The 23,369-nt window shown below is 68.7% G+C and carries 23 protein-coding genes; 12 read left to right on the top strand and 11 right to left on the bottom strand.

Features of this window, described 5'->3' with window-relative positions; genetic code table 11:
• Positions 1-6 precede the first annotated feature (6 nt).
• The 9 genes from CFB89_RS11680 (at position 7) to CFB89_RS11640 (ending at position 9,792) form a co-directional block, all read left to right on the top strand.
• A complete protein-coding gene (locus tag CFB89_RS11680; RefSeq protein ID WP_089468044.1) occupies positions 7-2,862 on the top strand; it encodes a sensor histidine kinase KdpD in 2,856 nt (951 codons plus the stop codon).
• Positions 2,855-3,553 carry a two-component system response regulator KdpE gene (gene kdpE, locus CFB89_RS11675; protein WP_060259571.1) on the top strand — a complete coding sequence of 233 codons (699 nt, stop codon included), beginning with the start codon at positions 2,855-2,857 and terminating at the stop codon, positions 3,551-3,553. The genes CFB89_RS11680 and kdpE overlap by 8 nt, the downstream gene beginning before the upstream one ends.
• 150 nt (positions 3,554-3,703) lie before the next feature.
• A complete protein-coding gene (locus CFB89_RS11670) occupies positions 3,704-3,985 on the top strand; it encodes a DUF333 domain-containing protein (protein WP_089468043.1) in 282 nt (93 codons plus the stop codon).
• A gap of 135 nt (positions 3,986-4,120) precedes the next feature.
• Positions 4,121-4,441, top strand: a complete 321-nt coding sequence (sugE, locus tag CFB89_RS11665) for a quaternary ammonium compound efflux SMR transporter SugE (RefSeq protein ID WP_089468042.1) — start codon at positions 4,121-4,123, stop codon at positions 4,439-4,441.
• Between the two features lie 217 nt (positions 4,442-4,658).
• Positions 4,659-5,276 (top strand): DUF4126 domain-containing protein, encoded by a 618-nt coding sequence (locus tag CFB89_RS11660; protein WP_089468041.1) that lies wholly within the window; start codon positions 4,659-4,661, stop codon positions 5,274-5,276.
• Positions 5,273-7,888, top strand: coding sequence for an ABC transporter permease (locus tag CFB89_RS11655; RefSeq protein ID WP_089468040.1), 2,616 nt, complete (start codon positions 5,273-5,275; stop codon positions 7,886-7,888). Before CFB89_RS11660 ends, CFB89_RS11655 begins: the two co-directional genes overlap by 4 nt.
• Positions 7,889-7,931: 43 nt before the next feature.
• Positions 7,932-8,342, top strand: coding sequence for a group II truncated hemoglobin (locus tag CFB89_RS11650; protein ID WP_089468039.1), 411 nt, complete (start codon positions 7,932-7,934; stop codon positions 8,340-8,342).
• 104 nt (positions 8,343-8,446) lie between these two features.
• Complete coding sequence (locus tag CFB89_RS11645) at positions 8,447-9,178, top strand: alanyl-tRNA editing protein (RefSeq protein WP_089468038.1); 732 nt, start codon at positions 8,447-8,449, stop codon at positions 9,176-9,178.
• Positions 9,175-9,792, top strand: coding sequence for a DUF924 family protein (locus CFB89_RS11640; protein ID WP_089468037.1), 618 nt, complete (start codon positions 9,175-9,177; stop codon positions 9,790-9,792). The genes CFB89_RS11645 and CFB89_RS11640 overlap by 4 nt, the downstream gene beginning before the upstream one ends.
• Before the next feature lie 177 nt (positions 9,793-9,969).
• Here CFB89_RS11640 and CFB89_RS11635 read toward each other — a convergent pair whose 3' ends face one another.
• The 11 genes from CFB89_RS11635 to CFB89_RS11585 all read right to left on the bottom strand — a co-directional run bounded on the left by CFB89_RS11635 (position 9,970) and on the right by CFB89_RS11585 (position 19,459).
• The gene (locus CFB89_RS11635) at positions 9,970-11,862 is read right to left on the bottom strand and encodes a glycosyltransferase family 39 protein (RefSeq protein ID WP_089468256.1); all 1,893 of its coding nucleotides are present in this window, start codon (positions 11,860-11,862) and stop codon (positions 9,970-9,972) included.
• 225 nt (positions 11,863-12,087) lie between these two features.
• Positions 12,088-12,849: an SDR family oxidoreductase gene (locus tag CFB89_RS11630; protein WP_089468036.1), complete on the bottom strand. Its 762-nt coding sequence runs from the start codon at positions 12,847-12,849 to the stop codon at positions 12,088-12,090.
• Between the two features lie 22 nt (positions 12,850-12,871).
• On the bottom strand, positions 12,872-13,453 hold the full coding sequence (locus CFB89_RS11625) for a TIGR00730 family Rossman fold protein (RefSeq protein WP_089468035.1): 582 nt from the start codon (positions 13,451-13,453) through the stop codon (positions 12,872-12,874).
• Positions 13,450-14,208, bottom strand: a complete 759-nt coding sequence (locus CFB89_RS11620; protein ID WP_050016436.1) for a TetR/AcrR family transcriptional regulator — start codon at positions 14,206-14,208, stop codon at positions 13,450-13,452. Before CFB89_RS11620 ends, CFB89_RS11625 begins: the two co-directional genes overlap by 4 nt.
• 202 nt (positions 14,209-14,410) lie before the next feature.
• A complete protein-coding gene (locus CFB89_RS11615; RefSeq protein WP_089468034.1) occupies positions 14,411-14,947 on the bottom strand; it encodes a diacylglycerol kinase in 537 nt (178 codons plus the stop codon).
• Positions 14,944-15,978 carry a glycosyltransferase family 1 protein gene (locus CFB89_RS11610; protein ID WP_089468033.1) on the bottom strand — a complete coding sequence of 345 codons (1,035 nt, stop codon included), beginning with the start codon at positions 15,976-15,978 and terminating at the stop codon, positions 14,944-14,946. Before CFB89_RS11610 ends, CFB89_RS11615 begins: the two co-directional genes overlap by 4 nt.
• Before the next feature lie 28 nt (positions 15,979-16,006).
• Positions 16,007-16,945, bottom strand: a complete 939-nt coding sequence (locus CFB89_RS11605; protein WP_089468032.1) for a UDP-2,3-diacylglucosamine diphosphatase — start codon at positions 16,943-16,945, stop codon at positions 16,007-16,009.
• A gap of 227 nt (positions 16,946-17,172) precedes the next feature.
• Positions 17,173-17,679 carry an RDD family protein gene (locus CFB89_RS11600; protein WP_089468031.1) on the bottom strand — a complete coding sequence of 169 codons (507 nt, stop codon included), beginning with the start codon at positions 17,677-17,679 and terminating at the stop codon, positions 17,173-17,175.
• A gap of 6 nt (positions 17,680-17,685) precedes the next feature.
• Entirely contained in the window at positions 17,686-18,453 is a 768-nt protein-coding gene (locus CFB89_RS11595; RefSeq protein ID WP_089468030.1) for a DUF3106 domain-containing protein, read from the bottom strand.
• 26 nt (positions 18,454-18,479) lie between these two features.
• Positions 18,480-18,899, bottom strand: a complete 420-nt coding sequence (locus CFB89_RS11590) for a DUF3619 family protein (RefSeq protein ID WP_089468029.1) — start codon at positions 18,897-18,899, stop codon at positions 18,480-18,482.
• The gene (locus tag CFB89_RS11585; protein WP_027784998.1) at positions 18,896-19,459 is read right to left on the bottom strand and encodes an RNA polymerase sigma factor; all 564 of its coding nucleotides are present in this window, start codon (positions 19,457-19,459) and stop codon (positions 18,896-18,898) included. The genes CFB89_RS11590 and CFB89_RS11585 overlap by 4 nt, the downstream gene beginning before the upstream one ends.
• A gap of 355 nt (positions 19,460-19,814) precedes the next feature.
• Between CFB89_RS11585 and CFB89_RS11580 the strand changes: the two genes are divergently transcribed.
• The 3 genes from CFB89_RS11580 (at position 19,815) to ilvC (ending at position 23,304) form a co-directional block, all read left to right on the top strand.
• Entirely contained in the window at positions 19,815-21,578 is a 1,764-nt protein-coding gene (locus tag CFB89_RS11580; protein ID WP_089468028.1) for an acetolactate synthase 3 catalytic subunit, read from the top strand.
• 111 nt (positions 21,579-21,689) lie between these two features.
• Positions 21,690-22,181, top strand: a complete 492-nt coding sequence (gene ilvN, locus CFB89_RS11575; RefSeq protein WP_006398781.1) for an acetolactate synthase small subunit — start codon at positions 21,690-21,692, stop codon at positions 22,179-22,181.
• 106 nt (positions 22,182-22,287) lie between these two features.
• Positions 22,288-23,304, top strand: coding sequence for a ketol-acid reductoisomerase (gene ilvC / locus CFB89_RS11570; protein ID WP_034190794.1), 1,017 nt, complete (start codon positions 22,288-22,290; stop codon positions 23,302-23,304).
• The last annotated feature ends 65 nt before the right edge of the window (positions 23,305-23,369 follow it).

The raw sequence follows: 23,369 nt of genomic DNA, 5'->3' as shown, positions 1-23,369 counted from the left end.
TGACGCATGAACCGCCCCGATCCCGACCAACTCCTCGACAAGCTGCAACGCGATGAAGAAAAGCAGCGCCGCGGCCAGCTCAAGATCTTCTTCGGCGCGTCCGCCGGCGTCGGCAAGACCTACGCGATGCTGCAGGCCGCGCGCCAGCGCCGGCAGGATGGCGTCGACGTCGTCGTCGGCATCGTCGAGACGCACGGCCGCGCCGAAACCGCCGCGCTGCTCGACGGCCTCGACGTGCTGCCGCCCGCCCGCCTCGACTATCGCGGCCGCTCGCTCGCCGAATTCGATCTCGACGGCGCGCTCGCGCGCGCGCCGCAACTGATCCTCGTCGACGAGCTCGCGCATTCGAACGTGCAGGGCGCGCGGCACCTGAAGCGCTGGCAGGACGTCTACGAGCTGCTCGACGCGGGCATCGACGTGTATACGACCGTCAACGTCCAGCACCTCGAGAGCCTGAACGACGTGGTCGGTGCGATCACCGGCATCCGCGTGTGGGAGACCGTGCCCGACCGCGTGTTCGACGCGGCCGACGAAGTCACGCTCGTCGACTTGCCGGCCGAGGAATTGCTCGGCCGGATGCGCGACGGCAAGGTCTATCTCGCGCAGCAGGCCGAGCGCGCGGTGCGCAACTTCTTCCGCAAGGGCAACCTGATCGCGCTGCGCGAGCTCGCGCTGCGGCGCACGGCCGATCGCGTCGACGCGCAGATGCGCGAGTACCGCGCCGATCGTTCGATCCAGCGCATCTGGCAGGCGCGCGAGCGGCTGCTGGTGTGCGTCGGGCCCGGCCCCGAAGCGCCGACGCTCGTGCGCGCCGCGGCGCGCCTCGCCGCGAGCCTGAAGGCCGACTGGATCGCCGTGTACGTCGAGACGCCGCGCCTGCAGCGGCTGCCGGACGCGCGGCGGCAGCGCACGCTCGACGCGCTGAAGCTCGCGGCCGAGCTCGGCGCGGAGACGGCCACGCTCGCCGGCGCCGACGCGGTCGCCGCGCTGATCGGCTATGCGAAGGTGCGCAACGTGTCGAAGCTCGTCGCGGGCGGCTCGCCGAAGGTCGGGCTCGCGCGCCGCTTCGCGCGGCCGTTCGGCGAGCAGCTGGCGGAGCGCGCGGGCGACGTCGACCTGATGCTGATCCGCGCGTCCGCGAGCGACGAGACGCGCGCCGCGCCGCTCGACGCGCGGGCACGCGACTGGCGCGATGCGTTCGCGCAGTTCGGCACGCACCGTTCGCCGCCGCGCCACTACGCGTATGCGGCCGCGATCTGCGCGGCGATCACCGTCGTCGCGAGCGTCGTGTCCGGGCGGCTCGACCTCACGAACCTCGTGATGCTGTACCTGCTCGGCGTGGTGTTTTCGGCGGTGCGGCTCGGCCGCGGCCCGGGCGTGCTGCAGTCGTTCCTGTCGGTGGCCGCGTTCGATTTCTTCTTCGTGCCGCCGCGCATGTCGTTCTCGGTCAGCGACACGCAATACCTGCTGACCTTCTTCGGGATGCTGCTGACGTCGCTCGTGATCAGCCACCTGACGTCGACGCTCACGCGCCAGGCGAGCGTCGCGCAGCGCCGCGAGCGCCGCACCGGCGCGATCTATGCGATGGCGCGCGAGCTCGGCGCGGCGCTGACGACCGAGCAGATCGTCGAGATCGGCAGCCGCCACGTGGGCGAGGTGTTCCGCGCGCGCGTCGCGTTCCTGCTGCCCGACAGCGCGGACCAGGTGCGGCAGAAGATCGAGGAGCCCGACGCGGCCGTCACGCTGACGGGCGCGGAGCTCGACAGCGACGTCGGCCAGTGGGTGTACGACCAGCAGAAGCCGGCCGGGCGCGGCACCGATACGCTGCCGGCGACGGCCGCGCTGTACCTGCCGCTGAAGGCGCCGATGCGCACGCGCGGCGTGCTCGCGGTCGCGTCGCGCGAGCCGCGCGAACTCGAGGTGCCCGAGCAGCAGCGGATGCTCGACGCATTCGCCGCGCAGATCGCGCTCGCGCTCGAACGCGTGCACTACGTCGAGATCGCGCGCGACGCACTCGTCAACATGGAGTCCGAGCGGCTGCGCAACTCGCTGCTGTCGGCGATCTCGCACGACCTGCGCACGCCGCTCACGACGATCGTCGGTTTTTCGTCGATGCTCGCGAACGGACGCGCGGCCGCGCAGGCCGGCGACGCCGCGGCGGCCGGGCGGCTCGCGCAGCGCGAGGGCGAACTCGTCGACGCGATTCACGACGAGGCGCTACGCATGACGGGCATCGTCACGAACCTGCTCGACATGGCGCGGCTGCAGGCCGGCAGCCTCCAGCTCAAGCGTCAGTGGTCGCTGCTCGAGGAAACCGTCGGCGCCGCGCTCGCCGCCTGCCGCCGGGTGCTCGCGCGCCATCCGGTGCGCGTCGCGCTGCCGGCCGACCTGCCGCTGCTGCAGATGGACGCGGTGCTGATGGAGCGGCTGTTTACCAACCTGTTCGAGAACGCGGCGAAGTACACGCCGCCCGATACGTCGCTCGAGATCGGCGCGGAGCGCGTGACCGACGACGGCCAGCCCTACGGGAGCCCGTTCGTGCGCGTGCACGTCGACGATCACGGCCCGGGCCTGCCGGCCGGGATGGAAGTACGCATCTTCGACAAGTTCACGCGCGGCGAGAAGGAATCGGCGACGCCGGGCATCGGGCTCGGTCTCGCGATCTGCCGCGCGATCGTCGAGGCGCATGGCGGTAAAATCGGCGCGCTCAACCGCACCGCGCCCGACGGCCGCGTGACGGGCGCGCGCTTCTGGTTCACGCTGCCGGTCGACACGCCGCCGGCCGCGCCGGCCGTGCCCGACGACGAATCCGACCTGCCGGCCGCATCGCCCCCATCCGAGTCATTGCCCGACCATGAGTGAACCCAGCCTGACCGTCGTCCTGATCGAGGACGAAAAGCAGATCCGCCGCTTCGTGCGCGCCGCGCTCGAGGAGGAGGACATCGCGGTGTTCGAAGCCGAGACGGGCAAGCAGGGGCTGATCGACGCGGCGACGCGCAAGCCCGACCTCGTGATCGTCGATCTCGGCCTGCCCGACACCGACGGCCTCGACGTGATCCGCGAGCTGCGCGGCTGGTCCGAGGTGCCGGTGATCGTGCTGTCCGCCCGCACGCAGGAAGAGGAGAAGGTCGCCGCGCTCGACGCGGGCGCCGACGACTACCTGACCAAGCCGTTCGGCGTGTCCGAACTGCGTGCGCGGATTCGCGCGCAACTGCGCCGGCGCAACCAGGGCGGGGCGAACGAGTCGCCGAAGGTGACCTTCGGCGCCGTGACCGTCGATCTCGCGCTGCGCCAGGTGTGGCGCGACGACGCGATCGTGCACCTGACGCCGCTCGAATACCGGCTGCTCGCGACGCTCGTGCGTCACGCGGGGCGCGTGCTCACGCATCGCCAACTGCTGCGCGACGTGTGGGGACCGTCGCACGTCGAGAGCCATCACTACCTGCGCATCTACATGGCGCACCTGCGCCAGAAGCTCGAGGCCGATCCCGCGCAGCCCGAGCACATCGTCACCGAGACGGGCGTCGGCTATCGGCTCGTCGGCGCCGTGTGACGGGCGGTGGGCGGCGGCCCATGCGGCCGTGACGCCGCGCCGACAGGGTTGCGTCGGCGCGACAGTCTCGCGATGAGCGCCGGCCTTGCACACCGGCTGCGCAATCCCCGCTATCCTGACCGTTCCCCGAACGAAAACGAGGAGCGTGCAATGTCCGTCCGTCCGGTCGTCATCTGTGCGCTGGCGCTCGCTGCGCCCGGCGCGTTCGCCCAGCCGTTGCCGCCCGGGCAGCAGCCGCCCGCGCAGATGGCGCTGGCCAATCCCGCATCGGTCAACTGCGAGAAGCTCGGCGGTCGCCACGTGATCCGCAACCTGTCGAGCGGGCAGGTCGGCATGTGCCTGTTCAAGGATGGCCGCGTGTGCGAGGAGTGGGCGCTGTATCGCGACGACCGCTGCGTCGGCGGCGTCGCGCCGAAGCGCGTGGCGAACTGACCGCGGCCGGCCGGTCGCCCCGTATCGGCCGAGGGCAAGCCTGTAAGCCTGTTGTTATACTCGGCGCCGCCCGGGGACGACCCCGGGACATTCGCTTCGACGGGGACGGCCCCATCCGGTACGGAGTACGTCGAGATGGCGTGGGTATGGTTGTTGATCGCCGGTTTGCTGGAAGTGGCCTGGGCGGCCGGCTTGAAATTGTCGGACGGCTTCACGAAGCTCGGTCCGTCGGTGTTCACGATCGTGACGGCGCTGGCCAGTTTCGGGCTGCTCGCGGTCGCGATGCGCCAGTTGCCGCTCGGCACCGCATACGCGGTGTGGACGGGCATCGGCGCGGTCGGCGCGTTCGTGTTCGGTATCGTGATGATGGGCGAGGCGCTGAGCGTCGCGCGCGTGGCGAGCGCGGCGTTGATCGTCGCGGGGCTGGTCGGCCTGAAATTGTCGTCGGCCGGCTGACGACGGTATCCCGGGCGCGCATGTGCCGGGCCGCCGCCCCGCGCCGCGGAATTGCGCCGGTCGCCGGTCCAGCCTGTCTATAATGGAACGTATTCGGGCCTGAATCCCGTCGTGCTGCTCGCGGCACGCGGGGCCGGCCGCCACGCGCCGCGCGGCCGGTCTGTCCGCCCCGATCCGATCAATCGGCAAAACGCACGGAAAGTGCAAGGAGAGGGCCATGATCGAAGCCATTTCGCTCGGCGCGGGACTCGCGTGGGCGAGCGGCCTGCGCCTGTACCTGACGGTGCTGATCGCCGGCGTGCTGGCGCGGTTCGGCTGGCTCCATCTGCCCGACACGCTGGCCGTGCTGATGTCGCCGTGGGTCATCGGCGCCGCGGCCGTGCTCGCCGTCACCGAATTCCTTGCCGACAAGATCCCCGCGTTCGACTCGCTGTGGGATGCCGTGCATACCTTCATCCGCATTCCGGCCGGCGCCGTGCTCGCGGCCGGCGCGCTCGGCCATGCCGATCCGACCATGCTGGCGGTCGCGGGGCTCGCTGGCGGCTCGCTCGCCGGCGCCGCGCACGTGGCGAAAGCCGGCACGCGCGCGCTGATCAACCTGTCTCCCGAACCGATTTCGAACTGGGTCGCGTCGTCGACCGAGGACGGTCTCGTGGTCGGCGGGCTCGTCCTCGCGTTCTTCGTTCCGCTCGCGTTCCTCGTGCTGCTCGCCGCGTTCATCGCGGCGTCGGCGTGGGCGCTGCCACGCCTGTGGCGCGGCGTGTCGGGCGGCTTTCGCGGGATGGCGAACCACATGGTGTCGCGGCTCAACTCGATCGGAGGGAAACGCGATTGAAGGGGCCGCAACACGCGGCGCAGCCGCCGGCCAGGCACCCCGGCCATGACGGGCGCGCGCATGCCGGCCGCTTCGGCCTGCGCGACCTGATCCACCAGGCTGCCCGGATGACCGCGCGCGACTGGCGCGCGGGCGAATTGACACTGCTGGTCCTCGCGCTGGTGCTCGCGGTCGCGGCGCTGACGAGCGTGGGCTTTCTCGCCGATCGGCTGCGCCAGGGCCTCGAGCGCGACGCGCGCCAGATGCTCGGCGCCGATTTCGTCGTGCGCGCCGATCGTCCGGTCGATCCGTCGTTCGACCAGCAGGCCCGCGCGCTGGGCCTGCGTACCGCGACGACCGCCATTTTCCCGAGCATGATCGCGTCCGCCGCGGGCGGGCAGGCCGCCGACGCGGCACCGTCGCGCCTCGCGGCCGTGAAGGCCGTATCGCCCGGCTATCCGCTGCGCGGCGCGGTCGAGATCCTGCCGGCCGGCGCCACCACCGCGCAGAAGGCCTCCGCGATCCCCGCGCCGGGCACGGTGTGGGCCGACCCGGCGCTGCTCGACGCGCTGCATCTGAAGGCGGGCGATACGGTGCGCGTCGGGCTGCGCACGTTCACGGTCGCCGCGGCGATCACCCGCGAACTCGATCGCGGCTTTTCGTTCGTCAATTTTTCGCCGCGGCTGATGATGCGCGCGGACGAGCTCGCCGCGACGGGACTCACCGGCTACGGCAGCCGCGTCACGTACCGGCTGCTGGTTGCCGGCGACGCACCGGCCGTCGCGCGCTTCGAAACCTATGCGCACGCGCGCGTCGACGGCGGGAAACTGCGCGGCGTCGGGCTCGAGTCGTTGCAGGAAGGGCAGCCGCAGGTGCGGCAGACGCTGGATCGCGCGCGCCACTTTCTGACGCTCGTCGCCTTGCTGACCGCGCTGCTCGCGGCGGTCGCGATCGCGATGGCCGCGCAGCGCTACATGCGGCGTCATCTCGACGGCTGCGCGACGATGCGCTGCCTCGGCGTGAGCCGCCGCACGCTCGGCGCGCTGTTCGCGCTCGAATTCGTCGGTGTCGCCATCGTGTCGGGCGCCGCGGGCGCGGTGCTCGGCTACGGCGGCCACTGGGCGCTGCTGGCCGCGCTCGGCAGCCTGATCGACGTCGTGCTGCCACCACCCACGTTGTGGCCGGCGCTGATCGGCATGGGCGCCGCGCTCGTGCTGCTGCTCGGTTTCGCGCTGCCGCCGCTCGTGCCGCTCACGCGCGTGCCGCCGGTACGCGTGCTGCGGCGCGAGTGGGGCGGCGCGTCTCGCACCGCATGGGCCGGGTATGCGATCGGTGTCGTGCTGTTCGCGGGGCTGCTGATCGCGGCCGCCGGCAACCTGAAGCTCGGCCTGATCGTCGCGGGCGGTTTTGCCGGCGCGCTGGTCGGATTCGCGCTGATCGCGCGGCTCGTGCTGTTCGCCGCCGCGCGCGCGGTGCGCAATGCGCGCGTGGCCGCGGGCGTCGGCTGGCGTTACGCGCTGGCGTCGCTGCACCGGCGCGGCACGGCCAGCGCGCTGCAGATCACCGCGCTCGCGCTCGGCCTGATGTGCCTGCTGCTGATCGCGATCACGCGCAACGACCTCGTGGCGGGCTGGCGGCAGTCGACGCCTCCCGATGCGCCGAACCAGTTCCTGATCGATATCCAGCCCGATCAGCGCGCCGATGTCGCCGCCTATCTGGCCGCGCACGGCGTGCGCGACGCGGTGCCCGCGCCGATGGTGCGCGGCCGCCTCGTCGCGATCAACGGCAAGCCGGTGAATCCGGACGCGTACCCGTCGGAAGAGGCGCGCCGGCTCGTCGATCGCGAATTCAACCTGTCGTATACGACCGAACTGCCGTCCGACAACCGGATCGTCGAAGGCGACTGGTTCGGCACCGCGGCCACGCCGCAGATCTCGATCGAAGCCGGCCTCGCGAAGACGCTGAACGTGAAACCGGGCGACACGCTGCGCTTCGACGTGACGGGGCTGACGGTCGACGCGCCGATCACGAGCGTGCGCAAGCTCGACTGGGGTTCGTTCCGCGTCAACTTCTTCGTGCTGATGCCGCCGCCCGTGCTGAAGGATTTCCCGGCCGTCTACCTGACGAGCTTCCATCTGCCCGCATCGAACGCCGCGCTGCTCGATCCGCTGATCGCGCGCTACCCGAACCTGACCGCGATCGACGTCGCGCCGATCCTCGCGCAACTGCAGCGGATGATGCTGCAGGTGGTCGGCGCCGTGCAGTTCCTGTTCTTGTTCACGCTCGCGGCCGGCGTGCTCGTGCTGTACACCGCGCTCGCCGGCTCGCGCGACGAGCGCGTGCGCGAGGCCGCGCTGCTGCGCGCGCTCGGCGCGTCGCGCGCGCAGGTCAATGCGGTGCAGCGCGCGGAATTCGTCGTGGTCGGCGCGCTGGCCGGCGTGCTGGCGTCGGCGGGCGCGATCGCGGTCGGCTGGGTGCTCGCGTCGCGCGTGTTCGACTTCCAGCTCGCCGTCGATCCGTGGCTCGTGCCGGCCGGCATCGCGGCCGGCGTCGTCTGCGCCGGTGCGGCCGGCTGGCTGAGCCTGCATAATGTGTTGCGGCGCCCCGCGCTGCAGTCGCTGCGCGACGCATGAGCGTCGCCGGCGGCCCCGAAGATCCCGTTTTCCGACTATCCGTATGACCGATGTGAATGACGATGCGCCGTCGCAGCCGACGGCGTTCGAGCTCGTGGGCGGCGAAGCCCGCGTGCGCGAAATGGTGGACCGCTTCTACGACCTGATGGACCTCGAGTCCGAGTTCGCGCAGATTCGCGCGCTGCATCCGCCGTCGCTCGACGGTTCGCGCGACAAGCTGTTCTGGTTCCTGTGCGGCTGGCTCGGCGGCCCCGACCACTACATCAGCCGGTTCGGTCATCCGCGGCTGCGCGCGCGGCACCTGCCGTTCCCGATCGCGTCGGTCGAGCGCGACCAGTGGCTGCGCTGCATGGCGTGGGCGATGGAGGATGTCGGGCTGCCGGAGCCGCTGCGCGAGCGGCTCATGCATTCGTTCTACGACACGGCCGACTGGATGCGCAACCGGCCCGGTTGATCGACCGGTACGCCGCTGCCCGTGCGCGGGACGATCTGCGTCTGGGCGCGCGTGCGGCCCGGCGCGACACTGGCCGCTTCCCCCATCGATACGAGGCTCGTCCGATGACGACACTAGCGCTGTTTCGCGAAGACGCGTACCGCACGCAATGCGACGCGATCGTCGAGGCCGTCGGCGACGACGGCATCCGGCTCGATCGCACCGTGTTCTATCCGCTCGGCGGCGGCCAGGCCGGCGACACCGGCACGCTGACGCTGCCCGACGGCGGCACGATCGCGATTGCCGATACGCGCAAGGCGAAATTCGACGGCGCGACGCCCGACGACGCCGTGCACGTGCCCGCGCCGGGCCAGGACGCGCGCATCGCGACGCTCGCCCCCGGCACGCGCGTGGTCGCGGCGATCGACTGGCAGCGCCGCTACCGGCACATGCGCCTGCATACGGCCGCGCACCTGATGTGCGCGGTGCTGCCGTACGCGGTCGACGGCTGCAGCGTGACGGTCGACTACGTGCGGCTCGATTTCGCGACGTCCGACGCGATCGACCGCGACGACGTCGAGCGGCGCCTCGCGGGCTTCGTCGCCGGCGCGCATCCGGTCACGACCGAGTGGATCACCGACGACGAGATGGCCGAGCGGCCCGAACTCGTGCGCACGATGAGCGTGAAGCCGCCGATGGGTCTCGGCCGCGTGCGGCTGCTGCGCATCGAGAACGTCGACCTGCAGCCGTGCGGCGGCACGCACGTGCGCAACACGTCCGAAATCGGCGGGCTGCGGGTCGCGAAACTGGAAAAGAAGAGTGCGCGCACGCGGCGCCTCGTTCTGGAGTTTGCATGACGATCGATACCGGGAAAGCGGGCGCGGCGACGCTCGATCCGCAGGCACGGGAAATTCTCGATTTCTGGTTCGGCGCGCCGGGCTCGGCCGAGTTCGGGCAGAACCGCAAAGTCTGGTTCAATGGCGGCGCGGCGTTCGACGACGTGTTGCGCACGCGTTACGGCGCGCTGCTCGACGCTGCGTGCGACGGCGCGTGCGATCACTGGGCCGATTCGCCGTCGGGCGCGCTGGCGTTGATCGTCGTGCTCGACCAGTTCTCGCGCAACATCCATCGCGGCACGCCGCGCGCGTTTGCCGCCGATCCGAAGGCGCTCGCGCTGGCCCGCCGCGTCGTCGCGGCCGGCTGGGACGCGCGGTTGCCGAGCGGGCATCACCGTGCGTTCGCGTATCTGCCGTTCGAGCACGACGAGTCGGTCGAGAGCCAGCGCGATGCCGTGCGCCTGTGCGCGGGCATCCGCGACGAGGCCGGGTGCGAGCGCTATCACCGCTACGCGTTGCTGCATGCGGCGGTCGTCGAGCGCTTCGGCCGCTTTCCGCACCGGAACGCGATTCTCGGCCGTGCGTCGACCGACGAGGAAGCGGCGTTTCTGCGGGAGCCCGGCTCGTCGTTCTGATGATCCGGACGTCGGCGGGATGAGGGGAGGGCGCGGCGAACCCTGGGACGCTTGCGGGTTCGTGTCGGCGCCGGTATTGCAGCAAAGGCTGCGCGCCGGTCGCTCGGACGGGTGAACGCGGCCCGTGCCGAAGAAGAAAGTGAAGGCGGCAAGGGCAGCGCATCGCGCCGCCCTGTGTCACCGCTGGTGCTGTTCGGGCGTGCGCACGTAGACGCGCAGCAGTTCGTCGTTGTCGCCCGGGCGGGCGCCGGTCCAGAACAGCTTCCATTCGTCGCCGGGCGCCGGATCGACGGCCCGCACGCCCTGCACGATCATCCACGTGCAGCGCGTCGTCTTCGCGTCGTCGATGGGCGTGTGCTGGATGCCGGAGAAGTAATACAGCATCGGCGCTTCCGATTCGCCGAGCCCGTGCAGGCTCGCCATGCAGTCGCCGTCGTTCCATTCGAGCGCGAGATGCGCGTTCAGGTCGTCGAACACCGAACGGTAGCTCTTCGCGACGTCGAGCCACGGCAGCAGCAGCGTATAGATGAGCCCCCACGCGACGAGCGCGCCGGCGCCCCACGACAGCGCGCCGCGCCACAGGCCCGTCGTGCGCAGCTTCGGCAGCAGCGTCAGCCAGCCGACCGTCAGCGCGAGCGCGCCGGTCACGAGCGCGGGCCGGATCGGCATCGTCCAGTCGAGCGGCAGCCAGCGTCCGAGCAGCGCGAGACTCGCGCGCGGCGCGGCCGGATCGGCCATTACCGCCCAGATCGCCCACGCGAGCACGACGACGGCGCCGAACAGGAGGCGGCTCAGGTAATCCCATGCGAGATGCAGCCGGCGCGGCAGGCGGTCGATCGCCTGCGCGGCGACCAGCGCGAGCGGTGCGAAGAACGGCAGGATGTAGAGCTGGCGCGACGTCGCGGACACCTGCAACACCACGAGCCCGATGCCGGCGAACATCACGGGCAGCGCGATGCGCGGCGTACGCCAGTCGCGCCATGCGCCGCGGGCGAGCGCGACGATCGCGAGCGGGGCGACCGGGAACCCGACGAGCAGGAACGCGCGCAGGATGAAGAACGGCTTGTCGTTTTCCGCGCCCAGCTCGGGAACGGAGAAGCCGAAGAAGCGGCCGACGTTGTTGTCCCAGAACCACGTCATGAACAGCGTTTCCGAGCGCAGGAACAGCGCGGTCGGCCAGATCAGCGCGAACGGCGCGAACACGAGCGCGGCGACGCCGAGCGCGCGGGCGAACGACCGGGTGCGGCAGGCCGGATAGAGCACCACCGTGCAGACGAGCGTGGCCGCGAACACGAGCGGCACGAACAACCCCTTCGCCATCAGCGCGATGCCGACGCCCGCGCCGAAGATCGGCGCGGCCCAGCGGCCCGCCGGATGCGCCGGCAGCCCGTGACGCAACTGCTGCGCACGCGCGACGTGCCGCATCACGAGTTCGAGCAGTCCGCAGAACGCCATGGCGGTGCCGGCAAACAGCGCGACGTCCGTCATCATGTCGTGCACGTGCTTGATGACGACGAGCGTGCTCGCGCTCAGCACGACCGGGCCGATCACGCGCAGGTCGAACCAACTCTCGGTCCGGCTGGCCACGCGGGCCGCGCGCGCGATGAAGCCGAACGCAAGCGCGGCGAACAAGGCGCTCGCGAGGCGCGCCGCGTCGTGCAGCGGCATCACGCGCTGCAGCAGCCACGCGAGGCTGGTCGCGACCCACGCGTAAAGCGGCGGTTTTTCCATGAACGGCAGGCCGGCATTGGTCGGCACGACGAAATCGCCGGTCTCGAGCATGTGCTGGATGATGCCGAACGTGTAGGTTTCGTCCTGTTTCCACGGATCGTGCCCGAGCACGCCGGGCAGCGTGTACGCGCACACCAGCGCGACGACGAACAGCCATGCGCGCCAGCCGAGCAGCAGCGAGCGGTCGCGCGGGGCGCTGATGGCGGCGGTCGAGGCCGCGACGGGCGTGCCGGCGACGTCCAGCGTCGCGATGACGTCGGTATCGGCGGTCGAGCGGGTGTGCGCGGCCGGGGCGGGCACGGGCGTGCGTCGCCGGCTGGGCGCTGCGGTTCCAGGCATGGAAAAGATCTCGGGTCGAGTCGAGCCGGTCCGGCGACATGGGCTGGACCGATAAGGGGCTACATCCGGGTAACGGACAGCGTGTTTGAGACACCTGTCTGAATGGCCGCTAGTAGAGCACGGAATTGTTACGGATGTTTACTGGAAGTGTCGCGGAATTGTGGAGATTTGTGGCGCGGCGACCATGGCGTTTTCGATCGCTTTATTGTTGCGCCGCGCGTCAGCTTAGCGGCCGCCACCAACGTCGAGCAGGGCGCCCGTCGTGTAGGACGCCGCATCGCCTAGCAGCCAGACGATCGCCTCGGCGATCTCCCGCGCTTCGCCCGCGCGGCCGAGCGGTGTCTGCGCGCCGAGCCGGGCCGCGCGGCCTGGCTGGCCGCCGCTTGCATGAATATCGGTCTCGATCAGGCCGGGGCGCACCGCGTTGACGCGCACGCCGTGCGGGCCGAGTTCCTTGGCCAGGCCGATCGTCAGTGAATCGACCGCGCCTTTCGAGCCCGCGTAATCGACGTACTCGTTCGGCGAGCCGAGCCGCGACGCGATCGACGACACGTTGACGATCGCGCCGCCGCGGCCGCCGCGGTCGGTGGACAGCCGACGCGCGGCTTCGCGCGCGCACAGGTAGGCGCCGAGCACGTTGGTATCGAAGATCCGCCGCAGGCGGTCGGCGGGCATGTCGGCGAGCGGCATCGACGGCGCGACGATGCCGGCATTGTTGACGAGCGCGTCGAGGCGCCCGAACGCGGCCGCAACGGTGTCGAACATCGCGACGACGTCCGCCTCGTTCGCGACGTCGCCCGCGACGATGCACGCGCGGCCGCCCGCGTCGCGCACGGCCTGCGCGGTCAGTTCGGCCGCGGCTGCGTCGCGTGCATAGTTGATGCCGACGTCCCAGCCGCGTTCGGCCGCGAGCACGGCGGTCGCACGGCCGATGCCGCGGCTCGCGCCGGTGACGAGGACAGCCTTGCGGTCGGACGGTGCGGTCATCGCGTGCGGTTTCCGGTGACGGTTACTTCGCGGCGTCGGGCGCCCACTTGTCGCGGGCGGGCGGCTGGTAGCGGCGCAGCCGCTCGATCAGCGCGACGGGTTCCGGTTCGACGCACAGCGCGTCGAAATAGGCTGGCCGCATGAAGCCTTCGTCGACCGTATGACGCAGCAGCGCGATCAGCGGATCGTAGAACGAATCGATGTTGTAGAGCGCGACGGGCTTGCGGTGATAGCCGAGCTGGGCCCACGTGTAGACCTCGAAGAGCTCCTCGAGCGTGCCGGCGCCGCCGGGCATCGCGACGAACGCGTCGGAGAGGTCGGCCATCATTTTCTTGCGATGGTGCATGTCGGGCACGACGTGCAGTTCCGACAGCCCCGTATGGCCGACTTCCTTGTCGACCAGCAACTCGGGGATCACGCCGACCGCACGGCCGCCGGCGGCCATCACTTCGTCGGCGATCACGCCCATCAGGCCGACGCGGCCGCCGCCGTATACGAGCGTGAGGCCCGCATCGACGAGCGCGCGGCCGAACGCGCGCGCGGCGTCGGCATAGACGGGCCGCACACCGGACGACGAGCCGCAGTAAACGCAGACCGCCTTCATTGCTTCGCGTCCTTGGCGGGGGCCTGGCCGGTGGCGACGGGGCCGCCCGCCGGGCGCGGCGAACCGTCGCGCGGCGGCAGGTAATCGGTGAACTGGCGCTTCGGCAGCTTGCCGGACACGAGATCGTCGAACAGCTGGCGCGAACGGCCGCGCAGGTACGGCGCCATGATCGAGATCACGTGCATGCTGACCTGGTGCAGCTCTTCGCGGATCGCGTCCTGATCGTTGTATTTGCGCGGATGCATCACGTACTGGTACGACAGCCAGTACGTCGAGATCACCGCCATGTTGGTGGCGATGACCTCGATCTCCGCGGGCGTCGCGACCATTTCGGCATCGGAGACGAGCAGCTCGCACATGTCGTGCGCGAAGCGCACCTTGTGGCTGATGATCTGCTTGAAGTGCGTCTCGAGCGTGCGGTTGCGGGCGAGCAGGTCGTTGAGGTCGCGATACAGGAACCGGTAGGTCCACATGAAATCGGCCATGTACTGCAGGTACGACCAGGTTTCGTCGATCGTCGGACGGTGATCTTCGGGAAAGCGCAGCCGCCGTTCGATCTGCTGTTCGAACTGCGCGAAGATGCTGTTGATGATGTCGTCCTTGTTGCGGAAATGGTAGTACAGGTTGCCTGGACTGATTTCCATTTCCTCGGCGATCGTCGTGGTGGTGACGTTCGGCTCGCCGATCTCGTTGAAGAGTTTCAACGACAACTCGAGAATCCGTTCGCGGGTGCGGCGGGGAGGTTTCGCTTCCATGTCGTCCGGCCCTGTGTGTGCCGGACTGGCGGGCGCTGCAATCGATGCTGCGTGATTCGTCCGGCGCGGGTTGCTGTTCTATGTCTGGCGGACGATTATAAACCGGGGTTTCGCCACGTCGGGGCATTTCGTGATCGCGGCCTCCGCGCGGCGCATGGTGCGGCGCCGCATGCAGGCGTGGCGAAAGGCGCCCGGCGCTTGCCTAGAAGCCGAGCCAGCGTGCGACGACCGGCCCGAGCACGAAGCCCCACGTCGTCACGCACGCGAACAGCGCGACCGTCACGGCCGCGCTGCCGAGGTCCTTCGCGCGCTTCGACAGTTCGTGGCGCTCGAGCGAGATGCGGTCGATCGCCGCTTCGACGCTCGAGTTCAGCAGCTCGACGATCAGCACCAGCAGCACCGAGCCGATCAGCAGCGCGCGCGACGCGGCCGGCACCGGCGCGAAGGCGCCGATCGGCAGCATCAGCGCGGCGAGCGTGAGTTCCTGGCGAAACGCGCTTTCCTCGCGGATCGCGACGCGAAAGCCGTTCAGCGAATGCTTGAGCGCGAACCACGCACGCGTGATGCCGCGGTGGCGCTTGTACGGATTCGGCGGCAGCGCCGCGAGCCGGTCGTCGGGGCCGAGCGGCTCGTGCGGTTGCACGTCCGCGTCGGCATGCGGCTCTTCCTCGTCGAACGGGCGGTGCCGCGACGGCGTCGCGGCGGGGGGCGGGATCTTGTCGTTCAGGTCTCGTTTCAAACGGCTGCACCTTCGGCTGGCGAGTACGCGGTCTTCGGCAGCGGCTTCAGATGCGACGCGAATTGCTCGGATGCGGCGCGCCACGAGAAGCGTTCCGCCCACGCGCGCGCAGTCGTGCGTTCGATCTTCAGCGCCTCGAGGCAGGCTTCCTGCAGGTCCTCGTGCATCGCGCCGGCATCGCCCCCGCCGAGCACGTCGATCGGGCCCGTGACGGGATACGCGGCCACCGGCGTGCCGCAGGCGAGGGCTTCGAGCAGCACGAGGCCGAACGTGTCGGTGCGACTCGGGAATACGAACACGTCGGCCGCAGCATACACCTTCGCGAGCTCCGTCTGTGACAGCACGCCGAGATAGTTCGCCTCCGGGTAGCGCGACTTCAGCTCCGCGAGCGCGGGGCCTTCGCCCGCGACCCACTTCGAGCCGGGCAGGTCGAGGCGCAGGAACGCCTCGACGTTCTTCTCGATCGCGACGCGCCCCACGTACAGGAAGATCGGCCGCGCGGTGTTGAGCACCTTCGACTCCATCGGCCGGAAGATGTCGAGGTCGACGCCGCGGGTCCAGAGCACGACGTTCGTGAAGCCGAATTTCTCGAGGTCCTGCTTGACGACCGGCGTCGGCGCCATCACCGCGAGCGACGGGCCGTGGAACCAGTGCAGGAACTTGTAGGTCGCCGCCAGCGGAATGCCGAAGCGCGCCTGCACGTATTCCGGGAAGCGCGTGTGGTACGCGGTCGTGTACGGCAGCTTGCGGGCGCGCGCATAGCGCCGCGCGGCGAGGCCGAGCGGGCCTTCGGTCGCGATGTGCAGCGCGTCGGGTGCGAACGCATCGATCCGTGCGCGCAGCTTGCGGTACGGCAGGATCGACAGGCGGATTTCCGGGTAGGTCGGGCAGGGCACCGTGCGGAATTCCAGCGGCGTCAGCATTTCGACGCGGTGGCCGAGCGCGGTGAGTTCGCGGGAGGTGCTCTTCAGCGTGCGCACGACGCCGTTGACCTGCGGTTCCCACGCGTCGGTGACGATCATGATCTTCATCGCGGCATGTCCTGTAAGTAGGGTTGTGTCAGGCAGCGGCCTTGGCCTTGCGCGACGTGGTCTCCGACGGCGCGCTGCGCATCACCGTCCAGTAGACGATCTTCAATTCGCCTTCCATCGTTTCGACGAGCGCGGACAGGCTTTCGACCCAGTCGCCGTCGTTGCAGTACATCACGCCGTCGATGTCGCGAATCTCGGCCTTGTGGATGTGGCCGCACACGACGCCGTCGCAGCCGCGGCGGCGCGCCTCGTCGGTCATCACGGTCTCGAACTGCGAGATGAAGTTGACCGCGTTCTTGACCTGGTGCTTCAGGTACTGCGACAGCGACCAGTACTGGAAGCCGAGCCGGCTGCGGATCCGGTTGAACCAGCGGTTCAGCACGAGGATCAGCGTGTAGAGCGTGTCGCCGAGGTACGCAAGCCATTTCGCGTGCTGGATCACGCCGTCGAACAGGTCGCCGTGCACGATCCACAAACGTTTGCCCGCGAGTGTCGTGTGGAACGCCTCGCCGCGCACCTGGATGTCGCCGAACGCGAGATCGCAGAACTGCCGCGCGCCTTCGTCGTGGTTGCCGGGGATGTAGACGACCTGCGTGCCCTTGCGCGCCTTGCGCAGGATCTTCTGCACGACGTCGTTGTGCGCCTGCGGCCAGTACCAGCCTTTTTTCAGTTGCCAGCCGTCGATGATGTCGCCGACGAGGTACAGGTATTCCGAGTCGTTGTGACGCAGGAAATCCAGCAGGTAGGGCGCCTGACAGCCGCTCGAGCCGAGGTGGATGTCGGACAGCCAGATGGTGCGGTAGCGATGGGCCGACGGCTCGGGGTCGTCGTGCTGCGTGGTGTGCGCGACCGGCGGCTGGTGCGACACCACGCCGTCGGTTGCCCCCGAACCGGACAGGAACGCGGTGGCGGCGCGGGCGCCGATGGGATGACGAAACAATGAAGTCGCGGACGTTTTCTGGCCCATGCATGACTCGCGCCGGTTGACATTACCCGGCATTCCGCCATGCGGGCGTGACTGTGCCGTGACAGTCACGAGACGTTCTTATTACGACCGTTGAAGGGTGTTTAGCCGTGAACGAGCGGGCGTTGCGTTAGCTGCCGCACCGAACGGCCGGCGCTTGTCCGGCAAGGCCGTCCGGCTCGATCGGGGGCGGGATGGGCGAGCGGCTTTCGTCTGGCGAATGCGGCGCGTCAGCGCGGTATCGCGACGACGCGGGTGCGCGCGAGCCGGTCGTGCGGGAACTGGCGGCCGGCGTGCAAGCGGGCGGCGCCGGCCCACACGACGATCCATGCGGCGGCGAGCGCGAGCGTGACGGGTACCGACAGGCCGAGCAGCGGGTGCAGCGCGAGCGGCGGCAGGAACCACAGCCAGCCGAGCGCGTAGCGGACGAGCGCGTGGCCGGCGCTCAGCGGCCGGCCGCTCGACGATTCGAGCCGCAGCCGCCAGGTTTTCATCGGCAGCGTCTGGCCGCCGTGCGTCCAGAACCACACGAAATACGCGCCGACGACGAGCGCGATCCACGCGGCAAGCAGATTGTGATGAACGAGGCCGTTGCGTTGTTGCGTCGCCAGGCTGAACGCGAGCCCGGCGAAGAACACGACGCCGAACAGCAGCACGCCTTCGTAGAGCAGCGCGGCAAGGCGCCGCCGTACGGACGGCGCGGCGGCCGGGGTCTCGGGCGCGCGGGCGTTCGCCACGGCCGCTCAGGAGCCCTTGAACAGCGAAGGCGCGTCGGCGGGCGACACCGGCACGACCGCGGCCGGTGCCGATGCGGTGCCGGACGTCGACGATGCCGGCACCGGCTGCGCGGCGGCACCGGCCGACGCGGGCGCCGGGGCGGCAGCCGCGCCGCTCGCCGGGCGTTCGTGCGAGTTGACGAGGCGGCGGACGTCACGGTCGGCGACGGTCGGCGGCGCGCTGACGACGCTCGGCCGGCGGCGGCGCTCGGCGGCGGCAAGCCGTTCCTTCTGCTCCTCGGGGAGTTGCTGGTAGGCCTTCCACGCGCGCTCGCGCGCCTGCGCGGACAGCTCCTTCGCGCTCTGGTAGTTCTCGCGCGCGACGCGGCGCTGTTCGGGCGTCATCTTCGCCCATTCGGTCATCCGCTCCTGCAGGCGTTTCTGGTTATCCAGCGACAACTTCGCGAAACGCGATGCGATCTTCAGCCATTTACGCTTGCGGGCGTCGCTGAAGCCGTCCCACTGGTCGGCGAACGGCGCGAGGGCCGCGTGCTGCGCCGGCGTGAGGCGTGCCCACGACAGCGGGCCGGTGGCGGCCGGCAACGGCAGCGGAAGGGGCAGCGGCGGGAGTTCGGCGGTCAGCCCGGTCGCGGTCGACGCGGGCGCGGCGGGGCTGGTGGTCGCGACGGGCGCCGTCGCGGGGGCCGGGTGGAATCGGGGATACGTGGCGACGTAGGAAACGGCGATCGCGATCACGCATCCGAAAAATACGGCCAGGCCGCGCTTCTGACTCACCCGTGCGATCCCCTCGTTATTGTCTGTTAGTGAGCGCGCGAAAGATACGCGTTGAACCCGTGATCGAGATACGCATTGAGCGGCAGGTCGTCGCTGAGCATCGCCGCGTCGATGTCGGCGAGTTCGGCGGTGCGCTGCATGTCTTCCCAGTACGCGATGCCGACGAGCCCCGCGAGCAGCAACGCGAGCGGCCACGCGCGCAGCAGGCGGCGGGCGAACGACGTCGGCACGCGGTTCGCGGGCGTCGGGCCGTAGGCGCCGGCCGCGCCGGCGAAGGCCGGCACGAACACCGGCGCGCTCGCGGCTTCGGGCTTCTTGCGCGCGAGCGCGGCCCGGCGGGCGACGGCCAGCCGATCGGTGGTCGCGGCAGGCAGCGCGGCCGCGCGCTCGTCCAGCGCGCGACGCACCTTCAGCGCGAATTCGTGTTCTCGGTTTGCGGAGCTCATAGCGTGATTCCTTTGGCCTTGAGCGCTTGCGCCAGGGTGTGAGTGGCTCGCGAGCAGTGCGTCTTCACGCTGCCCTCGGAGCACCCCATTGCGGCGGCAGTCTCGGCGACATCCATATCTTCCCAATAACGCATCAGGAACGCTTCCCGTTGACGCGTCGGAAGCTTCTGGATTTCTTCGTCGATCAGGGCCAGGACCTGCTCTCTTTCGAGGCGGTGCTCGCTGCTCTCGACGCCCGCGTTGTCGTCCGCGGATTCAAGCGTTTCGAGCGGGTCGAAGTCGTCGTCGTCGGTGTTGTTCAGCGACGAGAAGAGCGTCACCCACGTGTTGCGGACCTTCTGCCGGCGGAACCAGTCGTGGATCGCGTTCTGCAGGATCCGCTGAAAAAGCAGCGGCAGCTCGGCCGCCGGCCGGTCGCCGTACTTTTCCGCGAGCTTGATCATCGCGTCCTGCACGATGTCGAGCGAGGCATCGTCGTCACGTACGGCGTACGCAGCCTGCTTGAACGCGCGCCTTTCGACGCCCGCCAGAAAGTCGGCGAGTTCCTTGTCTGATGCCATTCCGTGAAGGTATGCGCTGCGGCCCGCTGCGTGGTGTAAAAGGTCGAAAAATTTCGTAAAACCCGCGGATGCTATCAAATTTTCGCGCGGCTTGGCACCGGGTCGGGCGCCGCACGTTGCGCGCGAGCCGCGCCGGGCGGGCGCCGGGCGGCGCGCATGATGCGCTGCGGGATATTTTGCTTGACGGCCCCATCGCGACCGGCTATCGTCAGCGATTCGCAACATGAAGTGATGGTCTCATTTGAGGCTGGCCCAAGAAGCCCGCCCTTCAAACTGGACGCGCCGCTTGAACCCGAGCCACAAGCCCGGCAGAGAGCACCCGATCAATTTTTTGCCGAAAATTCGAAAGGTCAAAATGAACATGCCCAGCGCGGAATTCTCCACGTCGGAACCCCTTTCCCCTCCCGATAGCGACTCCATCGGCGGCACCGTGCTCATGAAGGCACTGGCCGACGAAAACGTCGAATTCATCTGGGGCTACCCCGGCGGCTCGGTTCTCTACATCTACGACGAGCTGTACAAGCAGGACAAGATTCAGCACGTGCTGGTGCGCCATGAACAGGCGGCCGTGCACGCAGCCGATGCGTATGCGCGCTCCACCGGCAACGTCGGCGTCTGTCTCGTGACGTCCGGCCCCGGTGTCACCAACGCGGTGACCGGCATCGCAACGGCATACATGGATTCGATCCCGATGGTCGTGATCAGCGGCCAGGTGCCGACTGCCGCGATCGGTCAGGATGCGTTCCAGGAATGCGACACCGTCGGCATCACGCGTCCGTGCGTGAAGCACAACTTCCTCGTGAAGGACGTGCGCGACCTCGCGGCAACCGTCAAGAAGGCGTTCTACATCGCCCGCACCGGCCGTCCGGGCCCGGTGCTGATCGACATCCCGAAAGACATCTCGAAGACGCCGTGCCAGTACGAGCCGATCAAGAGCGTGTCGCTGCGTTCGTACAACCCCGTCACGAAGGGCCATTCGGGCCAGATCCGCAAGGCCGTGTCGCTGCTGCTGACGGCCAAGCGTCCGTACATCTACACGGGTGGCGGCATCATCCTCGCCGATGCGTCGCGTGAACTGAATCAGTTCGCGGATCTGCTCGGCTACCCGGTCACGAACACGCTGATGGGCCTCGGCGGCTATCGTGCGTCGGACAGGAAATTCCTCGGCATGCTCGGCATGCACGGCACCTACGAAGCGAACATGGCGATGCAGCACTGCGACGTGCTGATCGCGATCGGCGCGCGCTTCGACGACCGCGTGATCGGCGACCCGGCGCACTTCGCGTCGCGCCCGCGCAAGATCATTCACATCGACATCGACCCGTCGTCGATCTCGAAGCGCGTGAAGGTCGACATTCCGATCGTCGGCGACGTGAAGGAAGTGCTGAAGGAACTGATCGAGCAGCTGCAGACGGCCGAGCATGGCCCCGACACCGAGGCGCTCGCGCAATGGTGGAAGGACATCGAGGGCTGGCGCGCGAAGGACTGTCTGAAGTTCGACCGCGAAAGCGAGATCATCAAGCCGCAGTACGTGGTCGAGAAGGCGTGGGAGCTGACGGACGGCAATGCGTTCGTGTGCTCGGACGTTGGCCAGCACCAGATGTGGGCCGCGCAGTTCTACCGTTTCAACAAGCCGCGTCGCTGGATCAACTCCGGCGGCCTCGGCACGATGGGCTTCGGCCTGCCGGCGGCGATGGGCGTGAAGATGGCCCATCCGGACGACGACGTGCTGTGCATCACGGGCGAAGGCTCGATCCAGATGTGCATCCAGGAACTGTCGACCTGCCTGCAGTACGACACGCCCGTGAAGATCATTTCGCTGAATAACCGCTATCTCGGCATGGTCCGCCAGTGGCAGCAGATCGAATACAGCAAGCGCTATTCGCATTCGTACATGGATGCGCTGCCCGATTTCGTGAAGCTCGCCGAAGCGTACGGCCACGTCGGCATGCGGATCGAAAAGACTTCGGATGTGGAGCCGGCGCTGAAGGAAGCATTGCGCCTGAAGGACCGCACCGTGTTTCTCGACTTCCAGACCGATCCGACCGAAAACGTCTGGCCGATGGTACAGGCCGGCAAGGGCATCACCGAGATGCTGCTCGGATCGGAAGATCTGTAACGGCGCGACGCGCGCCCGGCCCGATGCGGCCGCCTTCACGAAGGGCGGTGCGGCACGCGGCGGCGCGCGGCGCGAGTGAATCGACACGGACACATTCTGGAAGAAGCGAACATGAGACACATCATTTCCGTCCTGCTGGAGAACGAACCGGGCGCGCTGTCGCGCGTGGTCGGCCTGTTCTCCGCACGCGGCTACAACATCGAAACCTTGACGGTGGCGCCGACCGAAGACCAATCGCTGTCGCGGCTCACCATCGTTTCCATTGGCTCCGACGACGTGATCGAACAGATCACGAAGCATCTGAACCGCCTGATCGAGGTGGTGAAAGTGGTGGACCTGACCGACGGTGCACACATCGAACGCGAGCTGATGCTGATCAAGGTACGTGCAGTGGGCAAGGAGCGTGAAGAAATGAAGCGGATGTCGGATATTTTCCGCGGCCGCATCATCGACGTGACCGAGAAGACCTACACGATCGAATTGACGGGCGCGAGCGACAAGCTCGACGCATTCATCCAGGGGCTGGACGCGGGCGCGATCCTCGAGACCGTGCGCACCGGCAGCTCCGGCATCGGACGCGGCGAGCGCATCCTGAAGGTGTGATGCCGACATAGCCAAAAATGGCACGCCGGGTGCGCCGTCATGTCCCGGCCCGCAGTATTCCATCCGAACGAATTATTGAATTTTTTGAATTAGCGAAGGAACCATCATGAACGTTTTCTACGACAAAGACGCCGACCTCTCCCTCATCAAGGGCAAGCAAGTCACGATCATCGGCTACGGCTCGCAAGGCCATGCACACGCGCTGAACCTGAAGGAAAGCGGCGTGAACGTGACGGTCGGCCTGCGCAAGGACGGCGCGTCGTGGAGCAAGGCCGAAAACGCCGGCCTGTCGGTCAAGGAAGTCGCGGAGGCGGTGAAGGGCGCGGACGTCGTCATGATGCTGCTGCCGGACGAGCAGATCGCCGACGTGTACGCGAAGGAAGTGCACGCGAACATCAAGCAAGGCGCGGCGCTCGCGTTCGCGCACGGTTTCAACGTCCACTACGGCCAGGTGATTCCGCGCGCCGACCTCGACGTGATCATGATCGCGCCGAAGGCACCGGGCCACACCGTGCGCGGCACGTACTCGCAAGGTGGCGGCGTGCCGCACCTGATCGCTGTGGCACAGAACAAGTCGGGCGCGGCACGCGACATCGCGCTGTCGTACGCGGCGGCGAACGGCGGCGGCCGTGCCGGCATCATCGAGACGAACTTCCGTGAAGAAACCGAAACCGACCTGTTCGGCGAGCAGGCCGTGCTGTGCGGCGGTACCGTCGAGCTGATCAAGGCAGGTTTCGAGACGCTGGTCGAAGCCGGCTACGCGCCGGAAATGGCGTACTTCGAGTGCCTGCACGAACTGAAGCTGATCGTCGACCTGATCTACGAAGGCGGCATCGCGAACATGAACTACTCGATCTCGAACAACGCCGAGTACGGCGAATACGTGACCGGCCCGCGCGTCGTCACGGAAGAGACGAAGAAGGCGATGAAGCAGTGCCTGACCGACATCCAGACGGGCGAGTACGCGAAGAGCTTCATTCTCGAGAACAAGGCAGGCGCGCCGACGCTGCAGTCGCGCCGCCGCCTGACGGCCGAGCACCAGATCGAGCAGGTCGGCGCGAAGCTGCGCGCGATGATGCCGTGGATCGCGAAGAACAAGCTCGTCGACCAGACGAAGAACTAAGCACCGTCAGCAGCAAAAGGTGCTGTTCCGGCCCTTCAAGCGAAGGGCCGGCATCAAAAAGCCGT

The sequence above is a fragment of the Burkholderia sp. AU16741 genome (assembly GCF_002223345.1).
GTDB lineage: Bacteria > Pseudomonadota > Gammaproteobacteria > Burkholderiales > Burkholderiaceae > Burkholderia > Burkholderia sola.
The sequence above is the reverse complement of the archived record's forward strand: the minus strand, read 5'-3'. Positions and strand labels throughout refer to the sequence as shown.

Bases quoted from the DNA above. Each gene is read 5' to 3' on its own strand.
- CFB89_RS11680 (WP_089468044.1), top strand. From the start codon at position 7: ATGAACCGCCCCGATCCCGACCAACTCCTCGACAAGCTGCAACGCGAT.
- kdpE (WP_060259571.1), top strand. From the start codon at position 2,855: ATGAGTGAACCCAGCCTGACCGTCGTCCTGATCGAGGACGAAAAGCAG.
- CFB89_RS11670 (WP_089468043.1), top strand. From the start codon at position 3,704: ATGTCCGTCCGTCCGGTCGTCATCTGTGCGCTGGCGCTCGCTGCGCCC.
- sugE (WP_089468042.1), top strand. From the start codon at position 4,121: ATGGCGTGGGTATGGTTGTTGATCGCCGGTTTGCTGGAAGTGGCCTGG.
- CFB89_RS11660 (WP_089468041.1), top strand. From the start codon at position 4,659: ATGATCGAAGCCATTTCGCTCGGCGCGGGACTCGCGTGGGCGAGCGGC.
- CFB89_RS11650 (WP_089468039.1), top strand. From the start codon at position 7,932: ATGACCGATGTGAATGACGATGCGCCGTCGCAGCCGACGGCGTTCGAG.
- CFB89_RS11645 (WP_089468038.1), top strand. From the start codon at position 8,447: ATGACGACACTAGCGCTGTTTCGCGAAGACGCGTACCGCACGCAATGC.
- CFB89_RS11640 (WP_089468037.1), top strand. From the start codon at position 9,175: ATGACGATCGATACCGGGAAAGCGGGCGCGGCGACGCTCGATCCGCAG.
- CFB89_RS11635 (WP_089468256.1), bottom strand. From the start codon at position 11,862: ATGCCTGGAACCGCAGCGCCCAGCCGGCGACGCACGCCCGTGCCCGCC.
- CFB89_RS11630 (WP_089468036.1), bottom strand. From the start codon at position 12,849: ATGACCGCACCGTCCGACCGCAAGGCTGTCCTCGTCACCGGCGCGAGC.
- CFB89_RS11625 (WP_089468035.1), bottom strand. From the start codon at position 13,453: ATGAAGGCGGTCTGCGTTTACTGCGGCTCGTCGTCCGGTGTGCGGCCC.
- CFB89_RS11620 (WP_050016436.1), bottom strand. From the start codon at position 14,208: ATGGAAGCGAAACCTCCCCGCCGCACCCGCGAACGGATTCTCGAGTTG.
- CFB89_RS11610 (WP_089468033.1), bottom strand. From the start codon at position 15,978: ATGAAGATCATGATCGTCACCGACGCGTGGGAACCGCAGGTCAACGGC.
- CFB89_RS11605 (WP_089468032.1), bottom strand. From the start codon at position 16,945: ATGGGCCAGAAAACGTCCGCGACTTCATTGTTTCGTCATCCCATCGGC.
- CFB89_RS11590 (WP_089468029.1), bottom strand. From the start codon at position 18,899: ATGAGCTCCGCAAACCGAGAACACGAATTCGCGCTGAAGGTGCGTCGC.
- CFB89_RS11585 (WP_027784998.1), bottom strand. From the start codon at position 19,459: ATGGCATCAGACAAGGAACTCGCCGACTTTCTGGCGGGCGTCGAAAGG.
- CFB89_RS11580 (WP_089468028.1), top strand. From the start codon at position 19,815: ATGAACATGCCCAGCGCGGAATTCTCCACGTCGGAACCCCTTTCCCCT.
- ilvN (WP_006398781.1), top strand. From the start codon at position 21,690: ATGAGACACATCATTTCCGTCCTGCTGGAGAACGAACCGGGCGCGCTG.
- ilvC (WP_034190794.1), top strand. From the start codon at position 22,288: ATGAACGTTTTCTACGACAAAGACGCCGACCTCTCCCTCATCAAGGGC.